We start from the raw sequence: 26151 nt of genomic DNA on the forward strand, positions 1-26151 counted from the left end.
CCTCACGATATCTGCCCCCTCACGAAAGCAGCGAATCTTCCTCGGGTCTGGTCCGCCCGATAATCTCGGCGGCACCCTTCTCGAGCAGCTCAAGCCCGACCGCGCGGCCGAGTTCGCGGGGGCGATCTGCCGCGCCAGTCCGCGATGCCTCGATGAAGCTGTCGCCGGCTTCATCGAGCACGGCCGCCGTCAGCGTCATGTCGCGGCCCGAAAGCGTGGCGTGGCCGGCGATCGGCGAGTTGCAGTGGCCGTTCAACACCCACAGCACCTCGCGCTCGGCCTCGGCGCAGAGCCGCGACGAAGCGTCTTCGATCCTCGCGAGGCGGCCGCGCGTGGCCCAGTCCTTCTCGACGCATTCGACCGCGACGATACCCTGCCCCACCGCCGGCAGCATCTCGCGTGCCGAAAAATCATGGATGATACGTGAGGCCATGCCGATACGCTCGAGCCCCGACCTTGCCATGACTAGCGCGTCGGCCGGACCGACCTCTCCGCCATCGGGCAGCCGCTGCTTGTCGCCGCGATCGAGCTTGGCGACGCGGGTGTCGGCCGCACCGCGGAAATGAATCACGGTGGCCTCCGGAAACAGCCGGCGCAGATAGGCGCCGCGGCGCACCGCGTTGGTGCCGATCTTGAAGCCCTTGCCATGCGAAGCGCGAAATACATCGAGCGAAAGCCCCGGCCGCAGCACCAGCGCGTCATTGGCCGCGTCGCGCGGCAGCGTCGCGGCGATGACGAGGCCCGGCGTCTCCTCATTGCCGGGAACATCCTTCAGCGAATGCATCGCCGCCTGCAGCTCTCCGCGTCGCATCGCCTCGCGAATTTCGGCGACGAAGGCGCCGCCCTTGCCGCCATGGCGCAGCAGCTTGCTGGCCTGATCCTGGTCGCCGCGGGTTTCGAACTTGACGATCTCGACGCCGAGCGCGGGATCGGACGCGCGCAACAACCGCGCGATCGCTTCGGTCTGCGCCAGCGCCATCGCGCTCTTGCGCGTGCCGATCTTCAAGGTCTGTCCCGACACGAGGTCTCCGTTCGAAGGCGGTCACTGCCAATGTTTGGAGCCTAGGGGATAGAGCAAGCGGCCAGTCAGAACAACGGCTTTGGCCATCGGTCAGCGTGAACCGGCCACTGTCGAACAAAGCCGCTTCAAGGTCCCCGCAGACGGGCAGCCATTCCCAAAACGCGGATTGTGCAACGCACCAAAATCAATAGAGTGCCCGCCTGCAAGAGGGTTTTTCCAGTTTGTCCGACACCAGTGCCAATGTCGTGGCCGCTTCCGGCCACCGCCCGATGGGCTTTCCCGAATTCGTGATCGTGATCGCGTCGATCATGGCGCTGAATCCGATTGCGATGGACATGATGCTGCCGGCGCTGCCGGACATCGCGTCCGCCTTCCACATCACTTCAGTCAACCGGCCGCAGATGGTGCTGTCGATCTTTCTGGTCGGTTTCGGCGTCGGCCAATTTGTGATGGGCCCACTGTCCGACCGGTTCGGGCGACGGCCGGTCCTGCTCGGCGGCATGGCCGTCTATTGCGCCGCCAGCCTGCTCGCGATTGCGGCTCCCTCGTTCGAGACGCTGCTGCTGGCGCGCGCGTTGCAAGGCCTCAGCACCTCGGCCACGCGCGTCATCGCTACCTCGATCGTTCGCGATTGCTACGCCGGGCGGCGCATGGCGAGCGTGATGTCGCTGGCGATGATGGTGTTCATCGCCGTGCCGGTCGTAGCCCCGGCATTCGGCCAGGCCGTGCTGCTGCTGACGCAATGGCGCGGCATCTTCATCGTGCTGATGCTCTATGGCGTGGTGGCGCTGGTCTGGAGCGCGCTTCGCATGCCGGAGACGTTGCCGGTGGCCAGTCGCAGATCGCTCGCGGTCGGCGAGGTGCTTGATGCCTTCCGCCAGACCGTCACCAACCGGCAAACGCTGGGTTACGCGCTGGTTGCCGGCGGCACATTGGGTTCGCTGTTCGCCTTCGTGTTCATCTCGCAGCAGGTGTTCACCGGCATCTACCAGCTCGGGCATTACTTCCCTCTGGCGTTTGCCGGCGTTGCCGTCGGAACAGCCATCGCCGGCTTCGTCAATTCCCGCCTTGTCGGCCGCCTCGGCATGCGCGTGATCTCCCACGCAGCGCTGATCGGCTTCGTGGTGATCGCCGCGACCATGCTGGCGGCGGCGAAACTGCAGATGCTGCCCCTACCGCTGTTCATGGTGCTCTCGGTATCGATGATGTTTGCGTTCGGGCTGATGATCGCCAATTTCACCGCGCTCGCCATGGAGCCGCAGGGCCATATCGCCGGCACCGCCGCGTCGCTGTATGGCTCGATCACCACTCTGCTCGGCATCGGTGTCGGCGCCACCATCGGCCAGGACTACGACGGCACGCTGGTGCCGTTCGCAACCGGCTTCCTGCTCTGCACGCTGGCCGCGCTTGCGGTGGTGCTGGTGGTGGAGAAGGGCCGGCTGTTCAGGCCCCACGGCATCAAGATGTGATGGTCCGATTGCGTGTGCTGACATAACAGCGCCGCCTTCGTTCCGTCACGACCGCATGGCTGATCTCCGCTGACGGCTGGGCGTGGTCCGGCGAAGCTGATAACAATTCCGCAACTCACGTCGCGTTTGGGAAATCGGAAGATGGATAACCGCAGCAACATCTGGCGTGGCGTCGATACGATCAAGCCGCGATTCACCGCCTTGAGCGACCGGGTCTGGGCGATACCCGAGGTCTGCTACACCGAGGCGCGATCGTGCGCCGAACATCTCGCCGAGCTGCGCCATCAGGGTTTCCGCGTCACCGAAAGAGTCGCCGGCATTCCGACCGCGCTGATGGGGGAATGGGGCGATGGCGGGCCCGTGATCGCGTTCCTGGGCGAATATGACGCGCTGCCCGGTCTCAGCCAGGAAGCTGGCGTGGCCGAACCGCGCCCGTTGGAGGCTGGCGGCCACGGCCATGGCTGCGGCCACAACCTGCTCGGTTCGGCCGCCCTGCTTGCCGCCACCGCGGTGAAGGATTGGCTTGCCGAGCACAAAGTGCCGGGGCGCGTGCGCTATTACGGCTGTCCCGCCGAGGAAGGCGGCGCCGCGAAGACCTTCATGGTGCGCGATGGCGCCTTCGACGACGCCGATATCGCCATTACCTGGCACCCCCATAGTTTCTGGGAGGTGGTGGTCACCCCTTCGCTCGCCAACACGCGCGCCGATTTCATCTTCACCGGGCGCACCTCGCATGCGGCGGCCTCGCCGCATCTCGGCCGCAGCGCGCTCGATGCGGTCGAATTGATGAATGTCGGCGTGAATTACATGCGCGAACACATGCCGAGCGATGCCCGCGTTCATTACGCCCTGCTCGACGCCGGCGGCATCGCGCCCAACGTGGTGCAGGCCCATGCGCGCGTGCGCTATTCGATCCGCGCCCGCGACCTGCCTGGCATGAACGAGCTGGTCGAACGCGTGCACAAGATCGCGCAAGGCGCGGCGTTGATGACCGAGACGCGCGTGGAGATGCGGATCATTTCCGCCGTTTCCAACCTGTTGCCCAACACGCCGCTCGAACAGGCGCTCCATGCCATCATGGAAGAGCTCGGCCCGCCGCATTTCGACGACGCCGACAAGGATTTCGCGCAGAAAATCCGCTCGACGCTGACCGAGAAGGACATCGCCACCATCTATCATACGATCGGCATGGAGCCGACCGACCGGCCGCTGGCCGATTTCATCGTGCCGCTGGAGGCCAAGCGCAACCCGCTGATCGGATCGACCGATGTTGGCGACGTGAGCTGGGTGGTGCCGACCGTTCAGGTTCACGCCCCGACCATTGCCATCGGCACCCCCTTGCACACCTGGCAGGTGGTGGCGCAGGGCAAGAGCCCGCATGCCCACAAGGCCATGGTGCAGGCCGCCAAGGCGATGGCGGGGCTCGGCGTCAGGGCGCTGACGGAACCGGAGCTGATCGCCGCCGCCAAGGCTGACCTGAAGCGGCGCACGTCCCGCACCCCCTATGTCAGCCCGCTGCCGGACAGCGTTGCGCCGCCGCTGGACATGTCGCTGACCTGACCCTGATCTGATCCTGTCCTGACCCTGTCCTGACTTGGCCCGGCCGATCCGGCGAACAAATTTTTTGCAGTGCAAAGCGCAATTTTGCGCGCTTTGACGCGGCAGGACCGCCGGAATGCCAACGCGATGTGCGCCGCAACGCGGTTTCTGCCCAAGCAGAAATCATTGGCCACTTCCATGCTGCCAATTGTTGACAGGTGGACATTGACCTCCGGAGCATTTGGTGTGCCATCTTATCCCGGGACACCTGACGCTGCCGCCCGGCGGCGCGCCGCACAACGCCAAAACCAGACGGGGACAACGATGCTGGACACCGAACTGCGGACCATGATCAATGAGGTGAAGGACGGCCGCATGGATCGCCGCGCCTTCGTTCAGCGGATGCTTGCCTTCGGTCTCACCGCGCCGATGGCGACGCAGATCCTCGCGGTCGGCGGTGTGGCCATGGCGCAGAGCCCCGCGCCCTACAAGCCGACCAAGCGCGGCGGCGGCGGTCCGCTGAAGCTCTTGTGGTGGCAGGGAGCGACCTTGCTCAATCCGCATTTTGCCACCGGCACCAAGGACCAGGACGGTTCGCGCCTGTTCTACGAGCCGCTCGCGAGTTGGGACGCCGACGGCAACCTCTGCCCGATTCTCGCTGCGGAAATCCCGTCGATTCAAAACGGCGGTCTCGCTGCCGACGGCAAGTCGGTGACCTGGAAGCTCAAGCCCGGCGTCAAATGGCACGATGGCAAGCCTTTCACCGCCGACGACGTCGTGTTCAACTGGGAATACGCCCGCGACCCCGCCACCGCGGCGCTGACCATCGGCGTCTACCAGGACATCACCGTCGAAAAAATCGATGACCTCACCGTCCGCGTCCTGTTCAAGAATCCGACCCCGTTCTGGGCCGATGCCTTCGTCGCCGTGGTCGGCTGCATCCTGCCCAAGCATCTGTTTGCCGAATACAAGGGCGCCAAATCCCGCGAGGCGCCGAACAATCTGAAGCCGGTCGGCACCGGTCCCTACAAGTTCGTCGAGTTCAAGCCGGGCGACCTGGTGCGCGGCGAAATCAATCCCGACTACCACATGCCGAACCGTCCCTACTTCGATACGATCGAGATCAAGGGCGGCGGCGATGCCGTCTCGGCGGCGCGCGCGGTGATCCAGACCGGCGAGTATGACTATGCCTGGAACATGCAGGTGGAGGACGAGGTCCTGCTGCGCCTGGAGAAGGGCGGCAAGGGCAAGACCGTCTATTCGACCGGCGGCGACATCGAATTCATTGCGCTGAACTTCACCGATCCCAACACCGAGATCGACGGCGAACGTTCGTCGATCAAGACCAAGCATCCGCTGCTGTCCGATCCGGCCGTTCGCAAGGCGCTGGCGCTGCTCGTCGATCGCGATGGCATTCAAAAGCACATCTACGGTCGCGCCGGACGCACCACGGCCAACTTCCTCAACGGTCCCGAACAATTCGTCTCCAAGAACACGAAATGGGAGTTCAGCGTCGAGAAAGCGGTTCAGGTGCTGGAGGAAGCTGGATGGAAGGCTGGGGCTGACGGAATTCGTGAGAAGGACGGCAAGAAGCTGAAACTCCTGTACCAGACCTCGATCAACGGCCCGCGGCAGAAAACCCAGGCGATCGTCAAGCAGGCCTGCCGGAAGGCCGGCATCGACATCGAACTGAAATCGGTGGTGGCCTCGGTGTTCTTCTCCTCCGACGTCGCCAATCCCGACACCTATTCCAAGTTCTACGCCGACATCGAGATGTTCCAGATTCCGATGACGCAGCCCGACCCGGCGCAGCACATGCGGCGCTTTCATTCGCGCTTCGTGGCCACCAAGGAAAACAAGTGGCAGGGCCGGAATTTCCCGCGCTGGGTCAACCAGGAGTTCGACGCGGCGATCGATGCGGCCGAGGCTGAAACCGATCCGGTCAAGCGTGCGGCACTCTATATCAAGGCCAACGACATCATGTGGCAGGACACGGTGACGATCGCCGTGCAGCACCGCCTTAAGGTCGGCGCGGCAGTCAACTCGCTGCGCCCGGTGCTCAGCGGCTGGACCAACGACACCGACAATATCCAGGACTGGTATCGAGAGGCCTGAAAGCCGGCATAGGCGGGGTCGTCCCTCATGCGGCAGTATATCCTGCGTCGCCTGCTGATCGCAGTGCCGAGCCTGCTCGGCATTTCGCTCGTGCTGTTCACGGTGCTTGCGCTGGCGCCCGGCGATCCGTTCGCGGAGCTCGTGACCAATCCAAACGTGCCGCCCGAAGTGGCAGCGGCGCTTCGGACCAAGTTCGGCCTCGACGATCCGGTCTATGTCCGCTACCTGCGCTGGCTCGCGGCGATGGCGCAGGGCGACTGGGGCTTTTCCTTTGTCAGCCGGATGAACGTCGATACGCTGATCCTGCAGCGCCTGCCGACCACGCTTTACGTGATCGGCTCGGCGCAAATACTGGCGCTGCTGATCGCCATACCGGTCGGCGTCTTCGCCGCCACCCGGCCCTATTCGATCTTCGACCAGATCGCCAACACGCTCGCTTTCATCGGCTTTTCGTTGCCGACCTTCTTTACCGGCCTTTTGTTCATCCTGGTGTTTTCGATCACGCTGGACTGGCTGCCGTTCGTCTATACCACCGACATCAAGGCGACCGGCTTCCGTTGGGTAATCGAACAAGTGCGGCAGGCCATCATGCCGGTGATGGTGCTCGGCCTGTTCCAGGCGGCCTCCATGACACGCTTCGTGCGCTCCGCCATGCTGGATGTGATCCGTCTCGACTACGTCACCACCGCCCGCGCCAAAGGTCTCGGGCAAGCAAGGGTGATCGTCAAGCACGCGATGCGCAACGCGATGATCCCGGTCGTCACCCTGGTCGCGCTGCAGATGCCGGCCGTATTCGGCGGCGCCATCGTCACCGAGCAGATTTTTCGCATTCCCGGCATCGGCTCGCTGCTGATCTCATCGATTCTCTCCAACGACACGCCGGTCGTAATGGCCGTGACCTTCGTGTTCGCCTGTCTTGTGGTGCTGTTCAACCTGATCGCGGATGTCCTGTATGGCTGGCTTGACCCTCGCATCTCCTTCCGTTGAGCGGCGCACCTATTCGCCGTGGCGGGAGACTTGGCGGCGCTATCGCCGCCACCGGCTCGCCGTGGTCAGCGCATTCCTGCTGCTCGCCCTGATCGCGGCGGTGGTGTTCGGCCCCTTCGTCTGGCGCGTCAGCATCAACGACATCGACTTCACCTCCCGCCTCGAAGGCCCCTCGCTCGCCCATCCCTTCGGCACCGACGACCTCGGGCAGGACATTCTCGCCCGCATGATCTACGGCGGACGGATATCGCTCGCGGTCGGCCTTGCCGCCATGGCGGTCGCCGTCCTCGTCGGCACGCTGATCGGGGCGCTTGCCGGCATGTCGCGCGGCGCGCTGGGCCATGCGCTGATGTGGCTCACCGACCTGTTCCTTTCGCTGCCGCAACTGCCGCTGCTGCTGCTTCTCATCTATCTGTTCCGCGACGGGCTGAAGGCCGTGTTCGGCCCCGAGGGCGGTATTTTCATTCTCATCGTGCTCGTCATCGGCGGGCTACGCTGGATGCCGGTCGCCCGCCTGGTGCGCGCGCAATTCCTGTCGCTGCGCGAGAAGGAATTCGTCGAGGCCGCGCGCGCGCTCGGCGCCAGCCCGTTGCGGCAGGTCGTGCGGCACATCCTGCCCAACGCCGTCGGACCGGTGATCATCGCGGGCACCATCGACGTGGCGGCGGCGATCATCGCGGAATCGACCCTGTCGTTTCTCGGCCTTGGCTTCCCGCCTGATACCCCGACCTGGGGACGGCTATTGTTCGACGCCAAGGACTATCTCGACATCGCAGCGCACTGGGCGATGTTTCCGGGCGGCGCCATCTTCATCGCGGTCGTCGCGATCAATTTCATCGGCGACGGCCTGCGCGATGCGCTCGACGCGCGGCGGGTGATCTGATGGCCCCATTGCTCGAAATCAAGGGCCTCAAGACCCACTTCGCCACCGACGACGGCATGGTCCAGGCGGTCGACGGCGTCGACATCACGCTTCAAAAGGGCGAGACGCTGTGCGTAGTCGGCGAGTCCGGCTGCGGCAAGACTGTCACCGCGATGTCGATCCTGAAGCTCATCGCGATGCCGCCGGGCCGTATCGTCGCAGGCCAGATCATGTTCGAGGGCCGCGATCTCGTGCCACTGACCAGCCGCGAGCTCGACGATGTCAGGGCCAAGGACATCGGCTTTATCTTCCAGGAGCCGATGACCTCGCTCAACCCGGTGCTGACGGTCGGCGAGCAGATCGCCGAAAGCCTGCGCCGCCACGAAGGTCTCTCGCACAAGCACGCGCTGGCCCGCACCGTGGAAATGCTGAAGCTGGTGCAGATTCCCAACGCGGCAGCGCGCGTGCATGACTATCCGCACCAGTTCTCGGGCGGCATGCGCCAGCGCGTCATGATCGCGATGGCGCTGGCCTGCAAGCCCAAGCTTGTCATCGCCGACGAGCCGACCACCGCGCTCGACGTGACCATACAGGCCCAGATCCTCGACCTGCTGCAGGATATGAAGGACCGCTTCGGCATGGCCGTCATGCTGATCACCCACGCGATGGGCGTGGTAGCGGAAACCGCGCAGCGCGTCGTGGTGATGTATGCCGGCAAGGTGGTGGAAGAGGCCGATGTCGAAAGCCTGTTCGACAGCCCGCGCCATCCCTATACGCAGGGCCTGATCCGCTCGATCCCGCGCATCGACCTCGATGCCGCGCACAAGACCCGGCTGGAGGCGATCGGCGGCTCGGTGCCGATCCTGATCAATCCCGCCCCCGGCTGCCGCTTCGCGCCGCGCTGCCGCTTCGCCTTTGGTCGTTGCGCCGAACAGGAACCGGTTCTGCGCGAGGTCGCACCGGGCCATCGCATGGCCTGCCACCTTGGCGACACGCAAGGAGGGACACCGTGAGCGAACCCCTGCTGAGCGTCAGCGGCCTGAAAAAGCATTTTCCGGTCAAGGGTGGGTTATTGTCGCGCGAGGTCGCGCGCGTTCACGCGGTGGACGGCGTATCTTTCGTGGTCAATCGCGGCGAAACGCTCGGACTGGTCGGCGAGTCCGGTTGCGGCAAGTCCACCACCGCGCGCTGCGTGCTGCGCCTCGTCGAACCCAGCGAAGGCGAGATCGTCTTCGACGGACGCGATGTGCGCGGCCTTTCCGGCGGCGACCTGCGCGCCATGCGGCGCAACATGCAGATCGTCTTCCAGGACCCCTTTGCCTCGCTCAATCCGCGCATGACGGTCGGCGCGATCCTGGGCGAACCCTTCACCATCCATGACCTCGCCGGCTCGGCCAGCGAGCGCGAGGACCGCGTGGCGAGCCTGCTCGTCAAGGTCGGACTGAAGGCCGAGCACATGCGTCGCTACCCGCATGAATTTTCCGGTGGCCAGCGCCAGCGCATCGTGATCGCGCGGGCGCTTGCGGTAGAGCCCAAGTTCATCGTCTGCGACGAGCCGGTTTCCGCGCTCGACGTGTCCATCCAGGCGCAGGTGATCAACCTGTTGGAGGATCTGCAGGCCGAGCTCAACCTGACTTATCTGTTCGTCGCCCACGATCTCTCGGTGGTCGAGCATATTTCCGACCGCGTGGCGGTGATGTATCTCGGCCGCATCGTCGAGCTGGCGAGCGCGAGCGACCTCTACCGGCATCCCCGGCATCCCTATACCCAGGCGCTGCTCTCCGCGGTGCCGGTGCCGGATCCGAAGATCAAGCGCAAGCGGATCCGCCTTCAGGGCGACGTGCCAAGCCCGATGAACCCGCCGCGCGGCTGTCACTTTCATACCCGTTGTCCGATCGCCGAGCCGCGTTGCCGGGAGAGCGCCCCTGAACTGAAACAGGGCAGCGACGGACATTTCGTGGCATGCCACCTGGCCTGACGCAGCGCCTATTTGCGGCAGCGCCACCACAGGCCCGGCGCGTTAGCGCTCACGAACTCATGACAATGTGGAGATTCAAATACGGCCCCGCCCCGGCAGCGGTTGAACCGTTCTGCCGGGGCGGAGCCGAAAATCGGATCGTGGCGTTAGCGCGAAACGCCGTTTTTGCGGATCAGGTCCGAAAGCTGGGACAACAGCTCCCGAAGCCGGGCATTCTCCTCGATCAGCGCGTTGACTTCGTCGGCATGTTCGTCGCGGCGCAGGGCCGGCTCATCCCCGCTAAGAGCATTCTCGAGCAGTGAAAAGGCGTCGTCGGTCGGTTCTGCAACCCAAAATGAAGGTTCTGCGCGGCGATCTCGCTGATTAAGCTGCGGATGGTCTACTCGCATGATTGATACTCCAATTTAAAAAGCGGAACGGCCCCCAGTCGCTGTCGCGCGCGGAGAATGATGTGAGTCGGCCGGCAAATTTGCGACTAAAATTGGAATCGCGCGAAGACGACCCCGGCGCTAAAGCGGCGTGATTGCGGCAAGTCGTAAAGCCCGGCGCGGGACGAAACTGCAGCCTGCGCGTGCGATTTAAAGGAATGTAACCAATTGATAGAGCGCATAAAGGACTTCCAGGCCCATGAGAACGAGCGCTGCGATCATCAGATAATAACCAAAATGCATTGCGGGTCTTGCAACCAATACCTCTTGCGGCCCGTGCGGAATCGCGCCAGGCCGTAAACCAAACTCGAAACGCGCGCAGAAGGGACGAGCTTCCGGCGAAACCAGACGTCGGCAACTAGAAATGAAAAGGCCTCCGCCGCCGCGGAAGTGTGCTCTTGTCGCGAACCTCTCTTGACCGGAGGTCTCTAGTTCGACGCCAGCTCGCCTGTTCACACACCGTGGAAAATCTTGATTCCCCACAGCACGATGACGATGGCCAACACCAGCGTAGCCGCCGTCAATACACTCTCTAAGGAAGCGACTCTCATACTAACTCTCCGCTTCCCAGCCCCGCTCACGGTCTAGGCGATTCGTTGATTCCCCTGCAATCGCACGATCACAATGCCTTGAACGTTGCTTGGCGGTTGTGTTTTACAGGTCACACATCTGGCTACGGGGGCGCATTTTCCGGCCCGGCAACATCATGCTGCCGGCCGAAATGGAAATGCGCGCTCTTTCAGCGTTTTCGCTTCAAGCGGGGTTATTCGGGCTGGCTTGCCGGAACGTAGGAACCGGTTGCGACCGGCGTGCTTCGCCGCCCTTCGGCTAGCGCCGCCAGGCGATCGTACTCTTCCGCTACTTTGAGCAGACGCCCTTGATCCTTGGCGGCGGTTGCAGCTAGTGCCCTCGTCCGCTCCGCGCGCCGGCGCCAGTGATCCGCATTGGTCAGGAAATCCGTCATCAATCGCCCCTAAAATGTTGGCTCCCCAGCCCGCGCAGACGTTCAGAAAGGCCGGCCATACGTCAAAAATTTGGCCCAATCCGATCTGCCGTGTGACGTGAGCGAAGTGTGGCTTCTCCGCCAGCCACTTCGTCGTTGCCTTTCCGACGCAAATTTGCCCTCGACTCAATGGAATGCTCGTCATTGAGCCCACGACCGGGCCACCTTGTGATCAGGAACTTGTCATGGGTATCGAACATCCGCCGCATCACGGACAGGCCCGCGTCATCCCGTATCGAAACCTCGAACGGGCCAATAACGTCGTACCGCTGCATGAAGCCGGTCACCTGCGTCAGGCGGAAGACACGTCGGATCGGGATGAAAAGCTGCTTGCGGCCTTGTCGCCCCTGCTCGACGAGGTCGACGGACTTCGCGACAGTCAGGCGCAGGTTCAGGACGCCAGCAATATGCGGCGCCTGCTCGAAGAGAATGCCCGGCTTCGAAAGCTTGCCGTCAAGCTGTCGAATCTCCTTGGCGATCTTCCCAAGCAGGGCCGCTCCTCCGATCACGCGTAGGTCGCGCTGACGCTTCCGAACGGACCGAAATCCGCGACGTAGGTCTCCCCTCGCTTCGGCCGCAGCATGCCCGTCAGCGTCCCCGTGCTGATCGTCTGACCCGCCTTCATTCCGATGCCGGTGCGCGAGAGTTCATTGGCGAGCCAGGTCAGCGGCACCATCGGATGATCGAGCGCTTCGCCGGCCGTGCCCTTGCGGCGCAGCGTACCGTTGCAGGTCAACAAAACTTCCTGTGCGGCGATATCGCGCGTCTTCCAGTCGGGAATCGCGGCGCCACAGACGATCATGCCGCTTCCCGCGCCGTCGGCGAGGATCGCCGGCAGCGGCGGAAACGCGGCATCATGGACGAAGCGGCATTCGGCGAGTTCAATTCCCGGATGCAGCGAGACCACCGCCTCGGTGACCTCCGCCACCGTATAGGGCTTCTCGCGCGGCGGCAGATCGACCCCGAGCCGCGCCTGATACTCGACCTCGGGAATTGGGCTGCAGAGTTTGGCGTGCTGGACGCTGACAGGCGATTCCACAATCGGCGCGAACACGCGGCCATAGATCGGCGAGTCCGTGCGCAGCTGGCGCTGCAGCCCCTCTTTCATCGCGGCGATCTTCCAGCCGACGACTTCCCAGCCCAGTTCGTCCGCGACGATGGCGGCGACGCCATAGGCCGTCGCCTTGTCCGGCGGCACCAGCCGTTGATCGAGGCCGCTCTGCGGGCGCCCTTCCCGGCGCAGCGTCGCGAGCAGGCGGGCGAGTTCGCGTTGAAGCGCAATCTCCATGGCCTACCCCTGCACCAGCGCGGCCGCCCGCTGCAACGAAACCGGCGCATCGCCGAGCAAGAGATCGATCGCTTCATTCTCCCATTGCTGCGCCTCAAGATTGGTGGAGGAATGTTCGGCCAGGCGATGCTCGAGCACGAAGCGCGAGAGCAAGAGGCGGCGCGCATCGCCCGCTTCCCTGCCGATGCGCGTGCCTTCGGATGCCAATAGTGCGGCCGTGGTCGCGTGGTAGAGTTTTCCGGCAGCGATCCTGCAGAAGCGCTCATTCTCCGGATCGGCGGCAACCCGTTCGGCGAACCGCATCGCGTCCGCCAGCGCGCCGGAAAGCCGCGTGCGGAACTGACCCGGCATGTCAGCCACGTTCTCCAACTGGCGACCGAGATCGTCACGCAACGCTTCGTGGCCGCGCGCCTTCCCGACCGCGCGCTGGACCGCATCGAGCGCGTTGATGTTGCTGGTGCCTTCCCAGAGCAGCCCGAGATGGGCATCGCGAACGAGCCGTGCGTTTGGCCAGTCTTCGATGTAGCCGTTGCCGCCGCGCGCTTCCATCGCACCCGTGGCGACCGTGACATTGTCCCGGCACGCGCGATATTTTGCGATCGGCGTCAGTAGCCGCAGCACCTTGTCGGACGCCGTCGCCGAGTAGAGCAGCGCCGACAGCGCCTGCTCCGTGGGCACCATCAGCTTGAGCAACTGCCGGCGCATCAGCGGATGGTCGATCACGGCGCGCCCAAACGCGTTGCGATGCCGCGCGGCGACCAACGCCTCGTTGAGGCATCGCCGCATCATGCCGGCCGCGCGCGCCAGATGCGACACCCGGCTCGAATTCACCATCACCAGCATCTGCTTGAGACCCTGATCCAGCTCGCCAAGCTGGTAGGCCGCGGCGCCCTCGAACACGATCTCGCCGCTGGCCATGGTGCGGCTGCCGAGCTTATCCTTCAGGCGCAGGATCCGGTACGAATTCCGCCGTCCGTCGGGAAGAATTTTTGGCATCAGAAACAGGCCGAGGCCGCGCCCACCGGCCACCGCGCCCTCGGGCCGCGCGAGCAGCACCGCCAGTTCGGCGTCAACGTTGGAGCAGAACCACTTTTCGCCCCACAGCTTCCAGTCCTTTCCGTCACGCACCGCCACAAGCTCGCCGGCGCCGACATCGGAGCCGCCGGTCTTCTCCGTCATGAATTGCGCGCACTTCAGCAGCGTTAGGGGATCCTGGCTCCACATCCGCGCAAGATATCGCTCGCGCAGTTCATCCGTCCCGAAGCGGCGCACCAGCTCCGAAGAGCTGTCGGTGAGATTAACGGGGCAAAGCAGGCCGAACTCGGCTTGCGCAAACAGATAGTGAAAGACGTATTTTGCGATTGGCGGCATCGGCGAAGGCCAGCCCAGCACGCCGCCGCGGTTGCACATCGCGTGCATGCCGAACTTTCCAAACGCGATGCTTTCCATCTCCCGATAGGCGGGATGATATTCGACCCACTCCTCGTCGCGGCCATAGCCGTCGCGCGGATGCAGCACCGGCTGATGGCGCTCGGCCTGGTCCGAGAGGTCATGCAGCCGGCCTCCGGCGAGTTCGCCGAGTTCGGCCAGATGCGGCGCAAGATGCGCCAGCAGCGGCGCCTCCATGTAATGGGGCAAGAGATCGCGCAGGCTGCGGTCGGCCGAATAATAGTTCAGCCCGCGACAGGTGGGCGCCAACGCTCCGGAACGGCGGGCCGCCGCGTCGCGGCCGGTCAGATCGGTGTGAATGGTCATGGGCATCTCCATCGGCTCCGCCGGCCTGGTGGACCAGGCCCGGCGGCGATTACCGGCGTATGACCCGGAAAGCGCCCGCGCAAACGACTTCTTGGGTCGGCGGCTTGAGCCAGACTCAACGCCCCCGTTTGCCGCCCGATCCTTTTCCATTAAGCTTTGCGCCATGGCATCACGACGACTTCCTCCACTGCATGCGGTGCGGGCGTTCGAGGCCGCGGCACGGCACTTGTCGATCACCCGGGCAGCCGATGAGCTCAACGTGACGGTCGGCGCGGTGAGCCGGCACGTCCGCGCGCTGGAAGCACGCATGGGGACCGCCCTGTTCCTGCGCGGCTCGCGCGGCCTGGTTCTCACCTCCGCGGGGAAGACTTTTGCAGACTCCGCCCGCGAGGCCCTGGACCGGATTGCCGATGCCGCCGACGGATTGCGGTTGCGGCGTTTCCGGCGCCTCTCGGTCGGGGTCTATGGTTTCTTCGTCTCGCGCTTCCTGCTGCCGATCTGGCCCACGCTGAACGCGGCCTATCCCGAGCTCGAAATCGACCTGCACACCAGCTCCAATCCGCTCGACCTTCTGGCCAGCCGCTTCGACGCGGTGATCGCCGTCTCGGACGGACAGCCGCGCGCCGGGCTCGTCACCCACTCCTTGATGCCGATCGCGACCGTGCCGGTCTGCGCGCCGGCGTTCATGAAGAACGGCCCGGTGGATTTCGCGTCCGTTCCGCTTCTGCATGCGCGGCCGCGCCCAGACGATTGGCGGCGCTGGCTTGATCACGCGCAATTCGCCGATGTGCCCGTGCAGGGCGGCAGCAGCTTCGAAAGCCTCGGCCTGACTATCGAGGCCGCGGCCACCGGCATGGGCGTCGCCATCGCTATCGACGGCCTTCTCGCGCCCGATCTCGCCCGCGGCACTCTGGTCAAGGCCCATCCGGCGGTTCGTCCGACGCGCCGGCAATTCGTGCTCGAATACGAGCAGCGCATGGCGGATGATCCCGCGGTGACCGCTTTCGTCGCCTGGCTGAACGACGCACGCACCGGGCCGTCAAGTCATGCCTCCGCGACCCGGAGCGACGGCGCGCCGGCGTCTGGTGTCCGCCGGAAGTTGCTGACGTGACCGAAGCCCTCACCGGCACGGATCGAGCCGGAAAATCCGAGTTGCGTCCGTAGGTCACTACGCCACACCGCGCGCCAGGAGCCAAGGTGATCTGGTTCACAGATTTTACCGCCCATTAAGCAAGAATGGAGCATGGCAGGAACGAAGTGATTTGCCTCAAATTATCTGAGGCAATGAGGGTTGGGTCATGAGCAAGTTCGAACAACTGCTGCAGCAGGCTGCCCGCGCCGAACGGCTGTCGAAGCGCATTCTCGATACGCTGACGGTAAGCCGGCTTGAGGCCTTCGCGGCCGAATGCCGCGCGCAAGCCGAGGCGTTAACGATTGAGCCGTTAACGATTGAGCCGCAACCATCGCAACAAGTCAGGCCCGCCGCTTGATGGCCGGCGGCGAGGCCGCAACGTGCAATAACTCCGTAGTATATTACGGAGAGGTGATTCGCCTGACGTCTTGCTGAGGAGATTTCAGGAGCGACCATGCTCGAAACCGTTCTTCTGATGGCGACCATTACGATCATCGCTTGCGCCGCGGTGATCCTGGTTTCCGAATTGATCACCCGTGCGCGGCCCCCGGAAGCCGGTGCGCCGCCGCGACGCTGGATGTTCTGAACGGGCAGCGCGCGGCATCACGTCTCCCGCCTCAGAGGCTGCGGGCCTTTCGCCTCAAGGTCAGGGCGCGCACGGCGACCGGGTTGCAGCGGCCACTTGGCCCTGGTGCGCCGGCCACCACTGGGCGATCGCCGCCACAAGGTCATCCCAGATTGCAGAGGGAAGATCGGGCACCGCAATGCGCACGCTATAACGGTGCGTTGTGGGGTTATGGAACCACTCTGTCGCGGCAAAATCGAAGCCGAAGCTTCCCGCATGCTGGATCGGCAGGCCCGCCCGTGCCAGATCGCGGCTCATTTCCGCAGCCGCGCGTTTCGCTGTCGCCTCATCAAGCGGCTGCTGACTGCTGACCGTGACATAGAGGCCGTGAACGAAATGGAGTTCGGCCGTTAGCCCGGAGAGCGCCGTCGCGAAATAGCGACTGGCGCGGCGGCTGTTGCGCAAAATGGCCGCGATCCGCTTGTTCGTCAGCGCGCGATATAGCGGAGTGCCGATGTACGGAGGAAAGTGCGCCGGCACGGCGGCGCCGCCAAGTAGCCGAACGGCATTTCGCGTCTCAGCCGGAAGCTCTCTGATCTTTGATCCGCCGCGAACGTTCTTTGCCCAATCGACGAAAACCACGGAGCCAAGCCGACCGTATTCTGCCCCGAGCGAATCCAGCTTGGTATGGCTACGCACCATGACAACGGGAATAGCCAGCTTGCGAGCATGTCCCAGGACGCGTCGGATACGGCCCGAGCCGCTGGAGAAGCAGGTGGTATCGAAGATCAAGAGATCAGGCACCGCATCCAGCCGGCGCAGCCCCGCTTCAAACGCCGGCGCAGATGCGGACGAATCCAGCAGCAGTTGTGATGGAGCTGATCGCCGGCTGGCCGTCCCGTCTGTGGAGGGGTTCAGCGTGATCATGCGCAAGCGATCGGCATAGCCCTCGATGAACTCCTGTGTCTCACCATAGGAGCCGGGCAGCACCAGAATGTCCGCTGTTCCGATCACGCGGGCAGACGCCAACAGCAGCGCCGAGATCGCGGCCATGCCGGAAGCCGTATAGACCGTCTCGATTGCGCTGCGCTCGAGTTCGTAAAAGGAGGGGCCGCGCACATCGAGATCGGCGCGCTGGTAGTCGTATCTGAATTCGAATGGACCGATGCGCCGCTGGCTGGGGTGGGCCCACGCCGTTTCGGTGACGTTCCAATCATGCAGGGCCTGCTCAGCCTTGAGCGCGGCGGTGAGCTGAAACTTGTGCCTGATGACTTCGCTGACCGACCGCGGACAGGTCAATGGCAGGGGATGTCTCAGGCAGTCGTTAATCAACCTGAGCTCCGTGTGCTTCCGATCCAGGTACGCTTCAACGGTCTCCACGTAAATCTTCGCCGATTAGCCACCGGATCTAAACGCTTCAAGACAGCAACGGGTCCATCAGGAGAGAACCTCGATCGACCTCAACCGGACCTTCCGTCCGCCGGGCACTCCCCTGACACGGCAGATTTCATTTTTGCGACGAACGCACCGACCAGCTCGGAACGGGATCGAGCGGCGTGCGATAGATTTCAGTGCTGTTCTCGTCCACGACGCGGACGAAGCAATTCTTCGAACGAAGCTCTGGCTTGAGAGTGCGGAGCTCGCTCGCCAACGCGTCGGCTCGATCGGATGCGACCGCAAGATCCTCCAGGATCATGCCGCCCTGATTGTTCGGCTGGCCGTCAACCAGAAGGTCGAAGTAATAGAACGGCATCAGTGGTGGCCCGAACGGCTCGTCAGAGCAATAGGCGCCTGATAGAAGGCGTCTCCGCCTTCCTCTCGCACCGCAATTTGATTTCCAGGTTTCACGAAGTGAGGGTGCTCGTTTCCGATCCGGTGAGCGATAAAGCTGGCATGCTCTCTCGCCTCCATTTCCGATGAGCATTCGTGCCCCAGGAAGTCTCTGGCAGGGACCTCCCCGATCAGGTCGAAATAATATCTCGTCATGGCCTTCAAACGCCGGCCACGGGCGCGAGTTCCTAATCCCAATGATCGCGGTTCTGCCTCCTTTGGCTTAAGGAAAGATCCAGGCTGCGAGCTACCGTGGTCGTAGAATCGTCGGCAAGCTCGGGTCTTTCAACCAATCATGTCGCCTTGATGCCACATCGGCGCTGTTCCTAATCCGGAACAGCAATTATGACTCCACTATCCCCATTGCCTGGATCAGTATCCAAGCATCTGGCGGATCGAGCGTTTTCATTACTGAATATTTGCACCGGCAAGGTCGCAGTGCGAAAATGCCTGCGACCTTTTTCATTCGCTCGCAGACGAAAAACAGAAATCCGAAATGACCTTTTTCATTTTTGCCCGCGATGGCGCCAGCCGCATCGTTTTGAAGCGGGAAAGCCGGGAAGCGGCCGAAAAGAAAGCACGCGAGCTAACCGATCTGGGCTGGTTCGAAGTTCAGATTGAAGAAGACGTGCAGATTGATGAAGCGGTGCGCTCGGAGACGTAGCTTCGCGAACAACGCGCCATGACTACAACCAAAGATAGCCTACCTGTATGCTCGTGTGCATTTGCTTTCCGCATACCGGCACACGAGAGCGCGGGGTGCTAGCCGGCACACCCGGCATTCCCTGCTCTCTCCGATTTGGAGGGTGAAGCTGGCAAGGCCCGGACGCCATGCGCCGCGGGAACGTAGGGCTGCGTTCGGCTTTTGGAAGGGGAATCGGCGGTTGACTTGGGAACCGCCAGCAATCACAAAAAGCCCTGATAAATGAATGGCAAGCATAATGGTCGGAGTGGCAGGATTCGAACCTGCGACCCCTGCGTCCCGAACGCAGTGCTCTACCGGGCTGAGCCACACTCCGACTTGGAAGGCGGCTTATAGCCTTGGGTTTCGGCGACCGCAAGCAGCCCATTTAAGGAAATTAATCACAGTGGATGCTGGCCTGAACACCCAGATTTTGCCTGCCGGCGAGGCCGCCGTGGCGGCGGCCGCGCGTGCGCTTTCGAAAGGAGGGCTGGTCGCGTTCCCGACCGAGACCGTCTACGGCCTCGGCGCCGATGCCACCAACCCGGCCGCGATCGCCCGCCTCTACCAGGCCAAGGGCCGGCCGGCCTTCAACCCGCTGATCGCCCATGTCGGCGATATCGCCGCCGCACGCCGGATCGCCCGTTTTGACACCGCTGCAACCGCGCTTGCCGAAGCGTTCTGGCCCGGCCCGCTGACGCTGGTACTGCCGAAGACGCACGACTGCCCTGTCGCCGACCTCGCGACCGCGGGCCTCGACACGGTCGCGGTCCGCATTCCCGCGCACAGGATCGCGCGCGACATCCTGCGCGTGTTCGGCGGCCCGGTGGTGGCGCCATCGGCGAACATCTCTGGCCACGTCTCGCCCACCAAGGCCGCCCACGTGCAGAGCGACCTCGCAGGACGGATCGACCTGATCGTCGACGGCGGCGCGGTCGAGGTCGGCGTTGAATCAACGATTGTCGGCTGCTTTGACGCGCCGATGCTGCTGCGCCCCGGCGGCCTGCCGCGCGCCGATATTGAGCGCGTCCTGGGCCGCGCGCTCGCGCAACCGCCGGCGGATGCTGAAAGCGACAACGGGCAGCCGCTGGCGCCGGGCATGCTGGCCTCTCATTACGCGCCGCGCGCGCGCGTGCGGCTCAATGCCGTCGCGCTGGAGCCGGGCGAAGCATTGCTCGCCTTTGGCCTCGGAGCAATTTCGGGAATTGACGCCGCCTCCGCCGTGATGAATCTGTCGGAGCGTGGCGATCTCGACGAAGCCGCCGCCAATCTGTTCGGCCACCTTCGCGCGCTCGATGGCAAGAGCGTGCGCACCATCGCGGTGATGTCGATTCCGAACGAGGGATTGGGCGAAGCCATCAACGACCGGCTGCGCCGCGCAGCAGTTGGACGAGAATGAACGGGCGGGAATGAAAGAGAACAAGAAAATGAATGTCGTCCAAGGATCTGTGCAAGCTTCCGTGCCGCCGCTTCCCGCCGAGTTGATCGCAAAATTCCGCGCGATCGTCGGCGACAAATATGCGGTGACCGATGCCGCCGACATTGCGCCCTATGTAACGGAAGAGCGCGACCTGTTCCACGGCCGCTCACCGCTGGTGCTGCGGCCAGGCTCGACGGCGGAAGTGTCCGCAATCTGCAAGCTCGCCAGCGAGCACAGAATCGCGCTGGTGCCGCAGGGCGGCAACACCGGTCTCGTCGGCGGACAGACCCCGCACAATGGCGAAGTCGTCGTCTCGATGCGTCGGCTGGACAAAATTCGCGAGATCGATCCCGCCTCCAACACCATGACCTGCGAGGCCGGCGTGGTGCTGCAGGTCGCGCAGCAGCGCGCGGCCGAAGTCGATCGCCTGTTCCCGCTGTCGCTCGGCGCGGAAGGCAGTTGCACCATCGGCGGCAATCTCTCGACCAATGCCGGCGGCACCGCGGCGTTGGCGTATGGCGTGGCGCGCGAGATGGCGCTGGGACTCGAGGTCGTGCTCGCCGACGGGCGGATCCTGAATGGGCTATCGAAGCTGAAGAAGGACAACACCGGCTACGACCTGCGCAACCTCTTCATCGGCGCCGAGGGCACGCTCGGCATCATCACCGCAGCTACACTAAAGCTGTTTCCGAAGCCGCATGCGGTGGAGACCGCCTATGTCGGCCTCGCATCGCCGGCGCAGGCGCTAAAACTGCTCTCGATTGCGCAGAACGAGGCCGCCGGCAGTCTCACCAGCTTCGAATTGCTGGCCGACATCGCCGTCGACTTCAGCCTGCGCCATGGCATCGACATCCGCGATCCCTTGACGTCAAAGCATCCCTGGTACGTGCTGATGGAATTGTCGTCGCCACGTGACGACGCCCGTGCCGCGCTGGAATCCATTCTCGCCAAAGGCATGGAGGAAGGTATCGTCGACGACGCGGTGATCGCGGCAAATCTCTCGCAGCGCGCCGCGTTCTGGAAGCTCCGCGACGAAATGTCGGCCGCGCAGAAACCGGAAGGCGGCTCGATCAAGCACGATATCTCGGTGCCGGTCGCAGCCGTCCCCGCTTTCATCGAAGAGGCCAACGCGGCGGTGGAAAAGCTGATTCCGGGCTCGCGGCCGGTACCGTTCGGCCATCTCGGCGACGGCAACATCCACTACAATGTCAGCCAGCCGATCGGCGGCGACACCGCCGACTTCATGTCGCGCTGGCACGAGGTGAATGAAGTCGTGTTCGAAATCGTGCAGCGGATGGGTGGATCAATCTCCGCCGAGCACGGCATCGGCGTGCTCAAGCGCGACGAACTGCCCGACGTGAAGGACAAAGTCGCGATCGAACTGATGCGCGGCATCAAGGCGATGCTCGACCCGCTCGGCATCATGAATCCCGGCAAGGTGCTGTGACCATATCCGCCGAGAAGCCCGCCCCCGCGCTCGCCATCGCCGATATCGCGGATGCCGACGTCGCAACCGTGATCGCGCTGTGGCAGACCTGCGGCCTGACGCGACCGTGGAACGATCCGGCCAGCGATATTGCCCTCGCCCGGCGCGGCCCGAACTCGACCGTGCTGGTCGGCCGCGACCGCGGCGCGATCGTGGCGACCGCGATGGTCGGCCATGACGGCCATCGCGGCTGGGTCTATTACGTCGCCACCGATCCTGATCTTCGCGCCAAAGGCTACGGCCGCGCCATCATGAACGCGGCCGAGGATTGGCTGCGCGCGGCCGGCATTCCGAAACTGCAATTGCTGGTGCGGCCGGAAAATTCGGGCGTCGCCGCATTCTACCAGTCGATCGGCTTCGGCGAGCAGCAGATCCTGTTCTTCACCAAATGGCTCGACGGCCGCGAGCCGCCGCGGGTAGGCTGAAGGATTGCCATGACCGTCTCCGATCGTGTCCGCGTCAAGAACGTCAACGTGCTCTCCGACCGGCATTACCGGTTGAATGAAGTCGAGTTCGAGTATCGCCGCGGCAACGGCGAATGGCAGACGCAGAAGCGGGAAGTTTTCGACCGCGGTCATGCCGCGACGCTGCTGCCGTACAACCTTGCCAACGGCACCGTCGTGCTGACGCGCCAGTTCCGACTGCCGCCCTATCTTGCCGGCCATGACGATTTCATGATCGAGGCCGCCGCCGGCATGCTCGACGACGAAACGCCCGAGAACCGGATTCGCGCGGAAGCGGAAGAGGAAATCGGATACCGATTGCACGACGTGCGCAAGGTGTTCGAGGCCTTCATGAGCCCTGGCTCGGTCACCGAGAAGCTGCATTTTTTCGTCGCCGAATACGAAGCCGCGATGCGCATCAGTGACGGCGGCGGCATCGTCGAGGAAGGCGAGGATATCGAAGTGTTAGAGCTATCGATCGACCAGGCGCTCGCGATGATATCGGACGGGCGCATCGTCGATGCCAAGACCATCATGCTGCTGCAGCACGCGGCGCTGAATATTTTTCGGTGAACGACTCTATTTGTTCGTCGTCCCTGCGAACGCAGGGACCCATAACCCCTGATCTTACTGTTGAGAGTATCGCGCTCAAAACAACGAGCCCTGCCCGTCATCCTCAGGCACCGGTGCCGCCTTGCGCGGGGCTACGCGCTTGCCGGGCTTCGGCTCCTCCGCCGCGCGCTGTTCGTCGGTGATAGGCAGCAGCAATTGCGCATCGTCATTGACGACGCGATTGACGCGCGTGGAAATCTCGTGCCAGGCGAACTCGCCCTCAGCCGGTCCGCGCAGCAGCGGCATCACGTTGTCGGCATCGTGGCTGCGGCCATCCAGCCAGCGCGCGAATTCCTCCGGCGCGATCGTCACGGGCACGCGGTGATGCAGCACGGCAAGATCGCGGCTGGCTGGCGCGGTGACGATGGCGACGCCGTCGGTCTCCTCGCCGTTCGGCCCCATCCACGTCTCGGCGAGCGCGGCAAGGCCTATGGGCTGACCGTCGCGGCGATGGATGAAGAACGGCCGCTTGCGGCCGCCGGCATCCTGCCATTCGTAGTAGCCATCCGCCGGAATCAAACAGCGCCGCCGCTTGATGGCATTTTTGAACGCCGGCTTGTCGAGCACCGTCTCGGCGCGGGCGTTGATCAGGAGCGCAAATTTACGGGGGTCCTTCACCCACGACGGCACCAGGCCCCAACGCATCAATCGAAAATGGCGGCCGCCATTTTCCAGAATGACAACGGGAACAGGTTGAGTCGGCGCAATATTATACCGAGGCGGGAAATTGGGTTGCTCGATATAGCCGAAAATCTGCCGAAGCGCCTCCGGCGGCGAGGTAATAACGAAGCGTCCGCACATTATCTGACCAACATAAGCCTCTGTTTAATGCGTGTTAACCCAAGCTGCTAACAGTGGGGCAGATGACCTCCATGGCCGCCACAGATGTACGATCCGACCGCCCGATGCCGCCACCGACGGGCCCTATCGACGAGGCCCGCGCGGAGCAATTGCGCGCCGCCAACATCAATCCCCGCACCGGGCTCGCCACCGACTACCTGAATCATTTCAACGAAGCCATCATGCTGCTCGAAATGGTTCCGGACATGCCCGAATGCGCGGAGGATTTCCTCACCTGGACGCCATTGTCCTACGCCGAGCATTTCTGGGCCTCCAATTTCAAGGCCCGCGACCTCGCGATCGAGGCCTATGAATGCGCCGATCCCAAGGTCCGTGCCGACTTCGACAATCTCACCGCGACCATGACCTCGATCCTGACCGCGGTCGGCAAGGCGATGCGCGAAGCCCAGCAGGACAAGACGCGCGCCACGCTGGCCGAGCAGGCCACCGCCTGGGTCAAGCCGCTGGTGGCACTGGCCGGCGGCGTCATCAACGGCAACGCCGATTCCAATGTCGAAGCGGTAATGTCGAACTAGCCGCCTTCGCGCTTCGCCGCTATCGCGCATTAGACCTGCGCGAACCGATCGGGCATGATCAACTCCCACAGCGAGTTCCCTGCTTACCGGATCATCCCGTGGCTTCCCTCCTCCAGCCGACCCGCCCCCAGCTCGCCGTCAGTGGCGCGATTTTCCGTGACGGCAAGGTCCTCTTGGTCCGCCGCGCCCGCTCGCCGGGCAGGGGCTTTTACTCGCTCCCCGGCGGCCGGGTCGAATTCGGCGAATCCCTGCATACCGCCCTCCACCGCGAGGTGGATGAGGAAACGGGTTTAAGAATCGAGATTTTGGGCCTGGCCGGCTGGCGCGAGGTGCTGCCGGGAGCCTTCGGCGGCGGGCACTACGTGATCATGTCGTTCGCGGCCCGCTGGACGGCCCGGGAGCCGGTCCTGAACGACGAGCACGACGATTTCAAATGGCTGGCGCCGGATGGGCTCGGCGATCTCAAGGTCACTGGCGGCCTTCTGGAGGTCATTGAGGCTGCCCGGAAGCTGGTCTAGGGGGCGGCTCCGGCGCCTCACGCCTTGCCTCAGGCTCATTGAGGGGGCATATCGGCCCTCAAATGCTCAAGCACGCCCTCGCCGCCCTCATCCTCGTTTCGGCATGTCTCCTGGCCCCCGCGCGGGCCCAGGATGCTGCCGCGCCGTTTGACGGCGACCTGCAGCGGCTGGCCGAGATTCTCGGCACCCTGCATTACCTCCGGGGCATTTGCGGCGCCAATGAAGGGGCGAAATGGCGCAACGAGATGCAGGCGCTGATCGACGCCGAAACCCCGTCAGGCGAGCGCCGCGCCCGCATGATCGCCGGCTTCAACCGCGGCTATAACGGCTTTCAGCAGACCTACCGGACCTGCACGCCAGCGGCCTCCGTCGCAATCCGCAGATATATCGAGGAAGGCTCCAAGATCTCGCGCGATCTCACCGCGCGCTACGCGAATTGAAGGTTGTTGTTTGACGCATTTTCTCACCGCGAACCGGTCCCCATTCGCTCGAAAACACTATGATGGACGCAATCTATTTCGACCTCGACGGAACGCTGACCGACCCCAAGCCGGGCATCACCCGTTGCATCCAGTACGCGCTGCAACGGCTCGATCATCATACGATCCCGACCGCGGACGAACTGACCTGGTGCATCGGCCCGCCGTTGCGCTCGAGCTTTGTGATACTGCTCGGCGGCGATCACGCCGATCGTGCGGTGGCGCTCTATCGCGAGCGATTTTCCGATATTGGCCTCTACGAGAACGGCGTCTACGACGGGATCGACGAGGTCCTGACGGCACTCCGCGCCTCCGGTCATCGGCTGTTCGTTGCCACCAGCAAGGCGCATGTGTACGCCGAGCGCATCATCGACCATTTCGGACTTCGCCGTCACTTCGAGCGCGTGTTCGGCGCCGAACTCGACGGCACCCGCGCCGACAAGTCGCATTTGCTCGAATACGCGCTGAAACAAGTTGCGGTCGATCCGTCCAAAACCCTGATGATCGGCGACCGCAGCCACGACATGGTCGGTGCGAAGAACAACGGCATGAAAGGCATCGGCGTGCTGTAGGGCTACGGCAGCAGAGATGAGTTGCTCGGGGCCGGCGCGCACCATGTCTGCGCGACGCCGGGAGCGATCCTCGGCTGCATTCCCTGAAATTGATGGAGCTCGCGCCGGATCGCCCGAAATTTGGGCAGCGCCGTTAACCTTTCCTAAAGATGTGGCTAGGCGCTTCAGCGCCGCGTGCTACAGCTATCGCGTTAGGATGCGTTCCGCCCCGGTTCGCGCGCAGATTTCGTTGAGCTTCATGAGCCGCCCAGCCGCCTTCTCGATCGCCCACGACCCGCTTCCCGATCTCGAACAGAAGCAGACTGCCCTAAGCTACCTGAGCGAGGCCTGGGCCGAAGCGCGGCACGACGGTGTCGACGGCGACTGCCTGGCGCAGGCGAGCCTGTTCACCGCACTCGCCGAACTGGTCTCGACCTATGGCGAGGACGCGGTCGCGAAATTCGCCGAAGGCCTTTCGGCCCGCGTGCGCAACGGCGAGTTTTCGCTGACGCTGGCGAAGCAGTAGCGACAAACCCCGGGTGTCGTCACCCGCGAAGGCGAAGGCGGGTGCCCCAGTACGCCGCGGCTCCTCGATCAAATACGGACGTCTCT

General features: G+C 63.8%; 29 protein-coding genes, 1 tRNA gene and 1 pseudogene. 21 read left to right on the forward strand and 10 right to left on the reverse strand.

The features are described 5' to 3' along the window. Window positions 1-19 precede the first annotated feature (19 nt). On the reverse strand, window positions 20-1006 hold the full coding sequence (hemC, locus tag HCN50_RS04120) for a hydroxymethylbilane synthase (RefSeq protein ID WP_171708441.1): 987 nt from the start codon (window positions 1004-1006) through the stop codon (window positions 20-22). Window positions 1007-1290: 284 nt separating this feature from the next. Between hemC and HCN50_RS04125 the strand changes: the two genes are divergently transcribed. The 7 genes from HCN50_RS04125 (at window position 1291) to HCN50_RS04155 (ending at window position 9971) form a co-directional block, all read left to right on the forward strand. Beyond that, entirely contained in the window at window positions 1291-2490 is a 1200-nt protein-coding gene (locus tag HCN50_RS04125) for a multidrug effflux MFS transporter (protein WP_171708442.1), read from the forward strand. A gap of 141 nt (window positions 2491-2631) precedes the next feature. Next, entirely contained in the window at window positions 2632-4050 is a 1419-nt protein-coding gene (locus HCN50_RS04130; RefSeq protein ID WP_171708310.1) for a M20 family metallopeptidase, read from the forward strand. Between the two features lie 303 nt (window positions 4051-4353). Next, window positions 4354-6144, forward strand: a complete 1791-nt coding sequence (locus HCN50_RS04135) for a peptide ABC transporter substrate-binding protein (protein WP_171708311.1) — start codon at window positions 4354-4356, stop codon at window positions 6142-6144. Window positions 6145-6171: 27 nt separating this feature from the next. Next, a complete protein-coding gene (locus HCN50_RS04140; protein WP_171708312.1) occupies window positions 6172-7131 on the forward strand; it encodes an ABC transporter permease in 960 nt (319 codons plus the stop codon). After that, window positions 7097-8014, forward strand: a complete 918-nt coding sequence (locus tag HCN50_RS04145; RefSeq protein ID WP_171708313.1) for an ABC transporter permease — start codon at window positions 7097-7099, stop codon at window positions 8012-8014. Before HCN50_RS04140 ends, HCN50_RS04145 begins: the two co-directional genes overlap by 35 nt. Next, a complete protein-coding gene (locus HCN50_RS04150; protein WP_171708314.1) occupies window positions 8014-9006 on the forward strand; it encodes an ABC transporter ATP-binding protein in 993 nt (330 codons plus the stop codon). The genes HCN50_RS04145 and HCN50_RS04150 overlap by 1 nt, the downstream gene beginning before the upstream one ends. Continuing rightward, complete coding sequence (locus HCN50_RS04155; RefSeq protein ID WP_171708315.1) at window positions 9003-9971, forward strand: ABC transporter ATP-binding protein; 969 nt, start codon at window positions 9003-9005, stop codon at window positions 9969-9971. Before HCN50_RS04150 ends, HCN50_RS04155 begins: the two co-directional genes overlap by 4 nt. Before the next feature lie 146 nt (window positions 9972-10117). On the opposite strand, the gene HCN50_RS04160 is transcribed toward HCN50_RS04155, so the two are convergent. Continuing rightward, window positions 10118-10360 carry a hypothetical protein gene (locus HCN50_RS04160; protein WP_171708316.1) on the reverse strand — a complete coding sequence of 81 codons (243 nt, stop codon included), beginning with the start codon at window positions 10358-10360 and terminating at the stop codon, window positions 10118-10120. An 802-nt stretch (window positions 10361-11162) separates the two neighbouring features. Beyond that, window positions 11163-11363: a hypothetical protein gene (locus tag HCN50_RS04165; protein ID WP_171708317.1), complete on the reverse strand. Its 201-nt coding sequence runs from the start codon at window positions 11361-11363 to the stop codon at window positions 11163-11165. A 224-nt stretch (window positions 11364-11587) separates the two neighbouring features. On the opposite strand from HCN50_RS04165, the gene HCN50_RS04170 reads away from it, so the two are divergent. After that, window positions 11588-11917, forward strand: a complete 330-nt coding sequence (locus HCN50_RS04170; RefSeq protein ID WP_171708318.1) for a hypothetical protein — start codon at window positions 11588-11590, stop codon at window positions 11915-11917. Here HCN50_RS04170 and HCN50_RS04175 read toward each other — a convergent pair. Continuing rightward, a complete protein-coding gene (locus tag HCN50_RS04175) occupies window positions 11908-12690 on the reverse strand; it encodes a 2-keto-4-pentenoate hydratase (RefSeq protein WP_171708319.1) in 783 nt (260 codons plus the stop codon). The two genes, HCN50_RS04170 and HCN50_RS04175, sit on opposite strands and share 10 nt — an antisense overlap. A 3-nt stretch (window positions 12691-12693) precedes the next feature. Next, window positions 12694-14445 carry an acyl-CoA dehydrogenase family protein gene (locus tag HCN50_RS04180; RefSeq protein ID WP_171708320.1) on the reverse strand — a complete coding sequence of 584 codons (1752 nt, stop codon included), beginning with the start codon at window positions 14443-14445 and terminating at the stop codon, window positions 12694-12696. Between HCN50_RS04180 and HCN50_RS04185 the strand changes: the two genes are divergently transcribed. The 3 genes from HCN50_RS04185 to HCN50_RS34190 all read left to right on the forward strand — a co-directional run bounded on the left by HCN50_RS04185 (window position 14444) and on the right by HCN50_RS34190 (window position 16163). Next, window positions 14444-15556 carry a LysR substrate-binding domain-containing protein gene (locus tag HCN50_RS04185; protein WP_171708321.1) on the forward strand — a complete coding sequence of 371 codons (1113 nt, stop codon included), beginning with the start codon at window positions 14444-14446 and terminating at the stop codon, window positions 15554-15556. The two genes, HCN50_RS04180 and HCN50_RS04185, sit on opposite strands and share 2 nt — an antisense overlap. 187 nt (window positions 15557-15743) lie before the next feature. Next, window positions 15744-15935 carry a hypothetical protein gene (locus tag HCN50_RS04190; protein WP_171708322.1) on the forward strand — a complete coding sequence of 64 codons (192 nt, stop codon included), beginning with the start codon at window positions 15744-15746 and terminating at the stop codon, window positions 15933-15935. 96 nt (window positions 15936-16031) lie between these two features. Next, a complete protein-coding gene (locus tag HCN50_RS34190) occupies window positions 16032-16163 on the forward strand; it encodes a hypothetical protein (RefSeq protein WP_283812041.1) in 132 nt (43 codons plus the stop codon). 60 nt (window positions 16164-16223) lie between these two features. Here HCN50_RS34190 and HCN50_RS04195 read toward each other — a convergent pair whose 3' ends face one another. The 3 genes from HCN50_RS04195 to HCN50_RS34680 form a co-directional block, all read right to left on the reverse strand. Next, window positions 16224-17522 carry a hypothetical protein gene (locus tag HCN50_RS04195; protein ID WP_171708323.1) on the reverse strand — a complete coding sequence of 433 codons (1299 nt, stop codon included), beginning with the start codon at window positions 17520-17522 and terminating at the stop codon, window positions 16224-16226. Window positions 17523-17649: 127 nt separating this feature from the next. Beyond that, a complete protein-coding gene (locus tag HCN50_RS04200) occupies window positions 17650-17895 on the reverse strand; it encodes a DUF6894 family protein (RefSeq protein ID WP_171708324.1) in 246 nt (81 codons plus the stop codon). Further along, window positions 17895-18128: a DUF6894 family protein gene (locus HCN50_RS34680; protein ID WP_376700244.1), complete on the reverse strand. Its 234-nt coding sequence runs from the start codon at window positions 18126-18128 to the stop codon at window positions 17895-17897. Before HCN50_RS34680 ends, HCN50_RS04200 begins: the two co-directional genes overlap by 1 nt. Window positions 18129-18468: 340 nt before the next feature. Here HCN50_RS34680 and HCN50_RS04205 point away from each other — a divergent pair, with 340 nt between their 5' ends. Beyond that, complete coding sequence (locus HCN50_RS04205) at window positions 18469-18636, forward strand: hypothetical protein (RefSeq protein WP_171708325.1); 168 nt, start codon at window positions 18469-18471, stop codon at window positions 18634-18636. A gap of 278 nt (window positions 18637-18914) precedes the next feature. On the opposite strand, the gene HCN50_RS04210 is transcribed toward HCN50_RS04205, so the two are convergent. After that, window positions 18915-18991 (reverse strand) — tRNA-Pro (locus tag HCN50_RS04210). 69 nt (window positions 18992-19060) lie between these two features. On the opposite strand from HCN50_RS04210, the gene HCN50_RS04215 reads away from it, so the two are divergent. From HCN50_RS04215 to HCN50_RS04230, 4 genes are read left to right on the forward strand one after another with little or no spacing between them, the layout of a single operon-like run. Beyond that, window positions 19061-20053, forward strand: a complete 993-nt coding sequence (locus HCN50_RS04215; protein ID WP_171708326.1) for an L-threonylcarbamoyladenylate synthase — start codon at window positions 19061-19063, stop codon at window positions 20051-20053. 28 nt (window positions 20054-20081) lie between these two features. Continuing rightward, window positions 20082-21521 carry an FAD-binding oxidoreductase gene (locus HCN50_RS04220; protein ID WP_171708327.1) on the forward strand — a complete coding sequence of 480 codons (1440 nt, stop codon included), beginning with the start codon at window positions 20082-20084 and terminating at the stop codon, window positions 21519-21521. Then, window positions 21518-21985, forward strand: a complete 468-nt coding sequence (locus tag HCN50_RS04225; protein WP_311966973.1) for a GNAT family acetyltransferase — start codon at window positions 21518-21520, stop codon at window positions 21983-21985. The genes HCN50_RS04220 and HCN50_RS04225 overlap by 4 nt, the downstream gene beginning before the upstream one ends. Window positions 21986-21994: 9 nt before the next feature. Continuing rightward, entirely contained in the window at window positions 21995-22576 is a 582-nt protein-coding gene (locus HCN50_RS04230) for an NUDIX hydrolase (RefSeq protein WP_171708328.1), read from the forward strand. Between the two features lie 75 nt (window positions 22577-22651). On the opposite strand, the gene HCN50_RS04235 is transcribed toward HCN50_RS04230, so the two are convergent. Next, on the reverse strand, window positions 22652-23416 hold the full coding sequence (locus HCN50_RS04235) for an SOS response-associated peptidase (protein ID WP_171708329.1): 765 nt from the start codon (window positions 23414-23416) through the stop codon (window positions 22652-22654). 62 nt (window positions 23417-23478) lie between these two features. On the opposite strand from HCN50_RS04235, the gene HCN50_RS04240 reads away from it, so the two are divergent. The 5 genes and pseudogenes from HCN50_RS04240 to HCN50_RS04260 all read left to right on the forward strand — a co-directional run bounded on the left by HCN50_RS04240 (window position 23479) and on the right by HCN50_RS04260 (window position 26065). Beyond that, window positions 23479-23991: a hypothetical protein gene (locus HCN50_RS04240; RefSeq protein WP_376700245.1), complete on the forward strand. Its 513-nt coding sequence runs from the start codon at window positions 23479-23481 to the stop codon at window positions 23989-23991. Window positions 23992-24089: 98 nt separating this feature from the next. Next, window positions 24090-24509 carry an NUDIX hydrolase gene (locus tag HCN50_RS04245; RefSeq protein WP_171708330.1) on the forward strand — a complete coding sequence of 140 codons (420 nt, stop codon included), beginning with the start codon at window positions 24090-24092 and terminating at the stop codon, window positions 24507-24509. Between the two features lie 62 nt (window positions 24510-24571). Next, window positions 24572-24949, forward strand: a complete 378-nt coding sequence (locus HCN50_RS04250; protein ID WP_171708331.1) for a TIGR02301 family protein — start codon at window positions 24572-24574, stop codon at window positions 24947-24949. 62 nt (window positions 24950-25011) lie between these two features. Beyond that, window positions 25012-25647 (forward strand): annotated as a pseudogene (locus tag HCN50_RS04255) (HAD hydrolase-like protein). Window positions 25648-25798: 151 nt separating this feature from the next. Further along, the gene (locus tag HCN50_RS04260; RefSeq protein WP_171708332.1) at window positions 25799-26065 is read left to right on the forward strand and encodes a hypothetical protein; all 267 of its coding nucleotides are present in this window, start codon (window positions 25799-25801) and stop codon (window positions 26063-26065) included. Window positions 26066-26151: the final 86 nt, after the last annotated feature.

The sequence above is a fragment of the Bradyrhizobium archetypum genome (genome assembly GCF_013114835.1).
GTDB classification, from domain to species: domain Bacteria; phylum Pseudomonadota; class Alphaproteobacteria; order Rhizobiales; family Xanthobacteraceae; genus Bradyrhizobium; species Bradyrhizobium archetypum.

What these genes read in the sequence shown, in the direction of transcription:
- HCN50_RS04200 (WP_171708324.1), bottom strand. Translation starts at nt 17,895, where the DNA reads ATGCCGTTCTATTACTTCGACCTTCTGGTTGACGGCCAGCCGAACAAT.
- HCN50_RS34680 (WP_376700244.1), bottom strand. Translation starts at nt 18,128, where the DNA reads ATGACGAGATATTATTTCGACCTGATCGGGGAGGTCCCTGCCAGAGAC.
- HCN50_RS34190 (WP_283812041.1), top strand. Translation starts at nt 16,032, where the DNA reads ATGCTCGAAACCGTTCTTCTGATGGCGACCATTACGATCATCGCTTGC.
- HCN50_RS04175 (WP_171708319.1), bottom strand. Translation starts at nt 12,690, where the DNA reads ATGGAGATTGCGCTTCAACGCGAACTCGCCCGCCTGCTCGCGACGCTG.
- HCN50_RS04140 (WP_171708312.1), top strand. Translation starts at nt 6,172, where the DNA reads ATGCGGCAGTATATCCTGCGTCGCCTGCTGATCGCAGTGCCGAGCCTG.
- HCN50_RS04150 (WP_171708314.1), top strand. Translation starts at nt 8,014, where the DNA reads ATGGCCCCATTGCTCGAAATCAAGGGCCTCAAGACCCACTTCGCCACC.
- HCN50_RS04170 (WP_171708318.1), top strand. Translation starts at nt 11,588, where the DNA reads ATGGGTATCGAACATCCGCCGCATCACGGACAGGCCCGCGTCATCCCG.
- HCN50_RS04235 (WP_171708329.1), bottom strand. Translation starts at nt 23,416, where the DNA reads ATGTGCGGACGCTTCGTTATTACCTCGCCGCCGGAGGCGCTTCGGCAG.
- HCN50_RS04230 (WP_171708328.1), top strand. Translation starts at nt 21,995, where the DNA reads ATGACCGTCTCCGATCGTGTCCGCGTCAAGAACGTCAACGTGCTCTCC.
- HCN50_RS04125 (WP_171708442.1), top strand. Translation starts at nt 1,291, where the DNA reads ATGGGCTTTCCCGAATTCGTGATCGTGATCGCGTCGATCATGGCGCTG.
- HCN50_RS04180 (WP_171708320.1), bottom strand. Translation starts at nt 14,445, where the DNA reads ATGACCATTCACACCGATCTGACCGGCCGCGACGCGGCGGCCCGCCGT.
- HCN50_RS04220 (WP_171708327.1), top strand. Translation starts at nt 20,082, where the DNA reads ATGAATGTCGTCCAAGGATCTGTGCAAGCTTCCGTGCCGCCGCTTCCC.
- HCN50_RS04165 (WP_171708317.1), bottom strand. Translation starts at nt 11,363, where the DNA reads ATGACGGATTTCCTGACCAATGCGGATCACTGGCGCCGGCGCGCGGAG.
- HCN50_RS04250 (WP_171708331.1), top strand. Translation starts at nt 24,572, where the DNA reads ATGCTCAAGCACGCCCTCGCCGCCCTCATCCTCGTTTCGGCATGTCTC.
- HCN50_RS04145 (WP_171708313.1), top strand. Translation starts at nt 7,097, where the DNA reads ATGGCTGGCTTGACCCTCGCATCTCCTTCCGTTGAGCGGCGCACCTAT.
- HCN50_RS04190 (WP_171708322.1), top strand. Translation starts at nt 15,744, where the DNA reads ATGAGCAAGTTCGAACAACTGCTGCAGCAGGCTGCCCGCGCCGAACGG.
- HCN50_RS04205 (WP_171708325.1), top strand. Translation starts at nt 18,469, where the DNA reads ATGACCTTTTTCATTTTTGCCCGCGATGGCGCCAGCCGCATCGTTTTG.
- HCN50_RS04130 (WP_171708310.1), top strand. Translation starts at nt 2,632, where the DNA reads ATGGATAACCGCAGCAACATCTGGCGTGGCGTCGATACGATCAAGCCG.
- HCN50_RS04185 (WP_171708321.1), top strand. Translation starts at nt 14,444, where the DNA reads ATGGGCATCTCCATCGGCTCCGCCGGCCTGGTGGACCAGGCCCGGCGG.
- HCN50_RS04160 (WP_171708316.1), bottom strand. Translation starts at nt 10,360, where the DNA reads ATGCGAGTAGACCATCCGCAGCTTAATCAGCGAGATCGCCGCGCAGAA.
- HCN50_RS04260 (WP_171708332.1), top strand. Translation starts at nt 25,799, where the DNA reads ATGAGCCGCCCAGCCGCCTTCTCGATCGCCCACGACCCGCTTCCCGAT.
- HCN50_RS04135 (WP_171708311.1), top strand. Translation starts at nt 4,354, where the DNA reads ATGCTGGACACCGAACTGCGGACCATGATCAATGAGGTGAAGGACGGC.
- HCN50_RS04240 (WP_376700245.1), top strand. Translation starts at nt 23,479, where the DNA reads ATGACCTCCATGGCCGCCACAGATGTACGATCCGACCGCCCGATGCCG.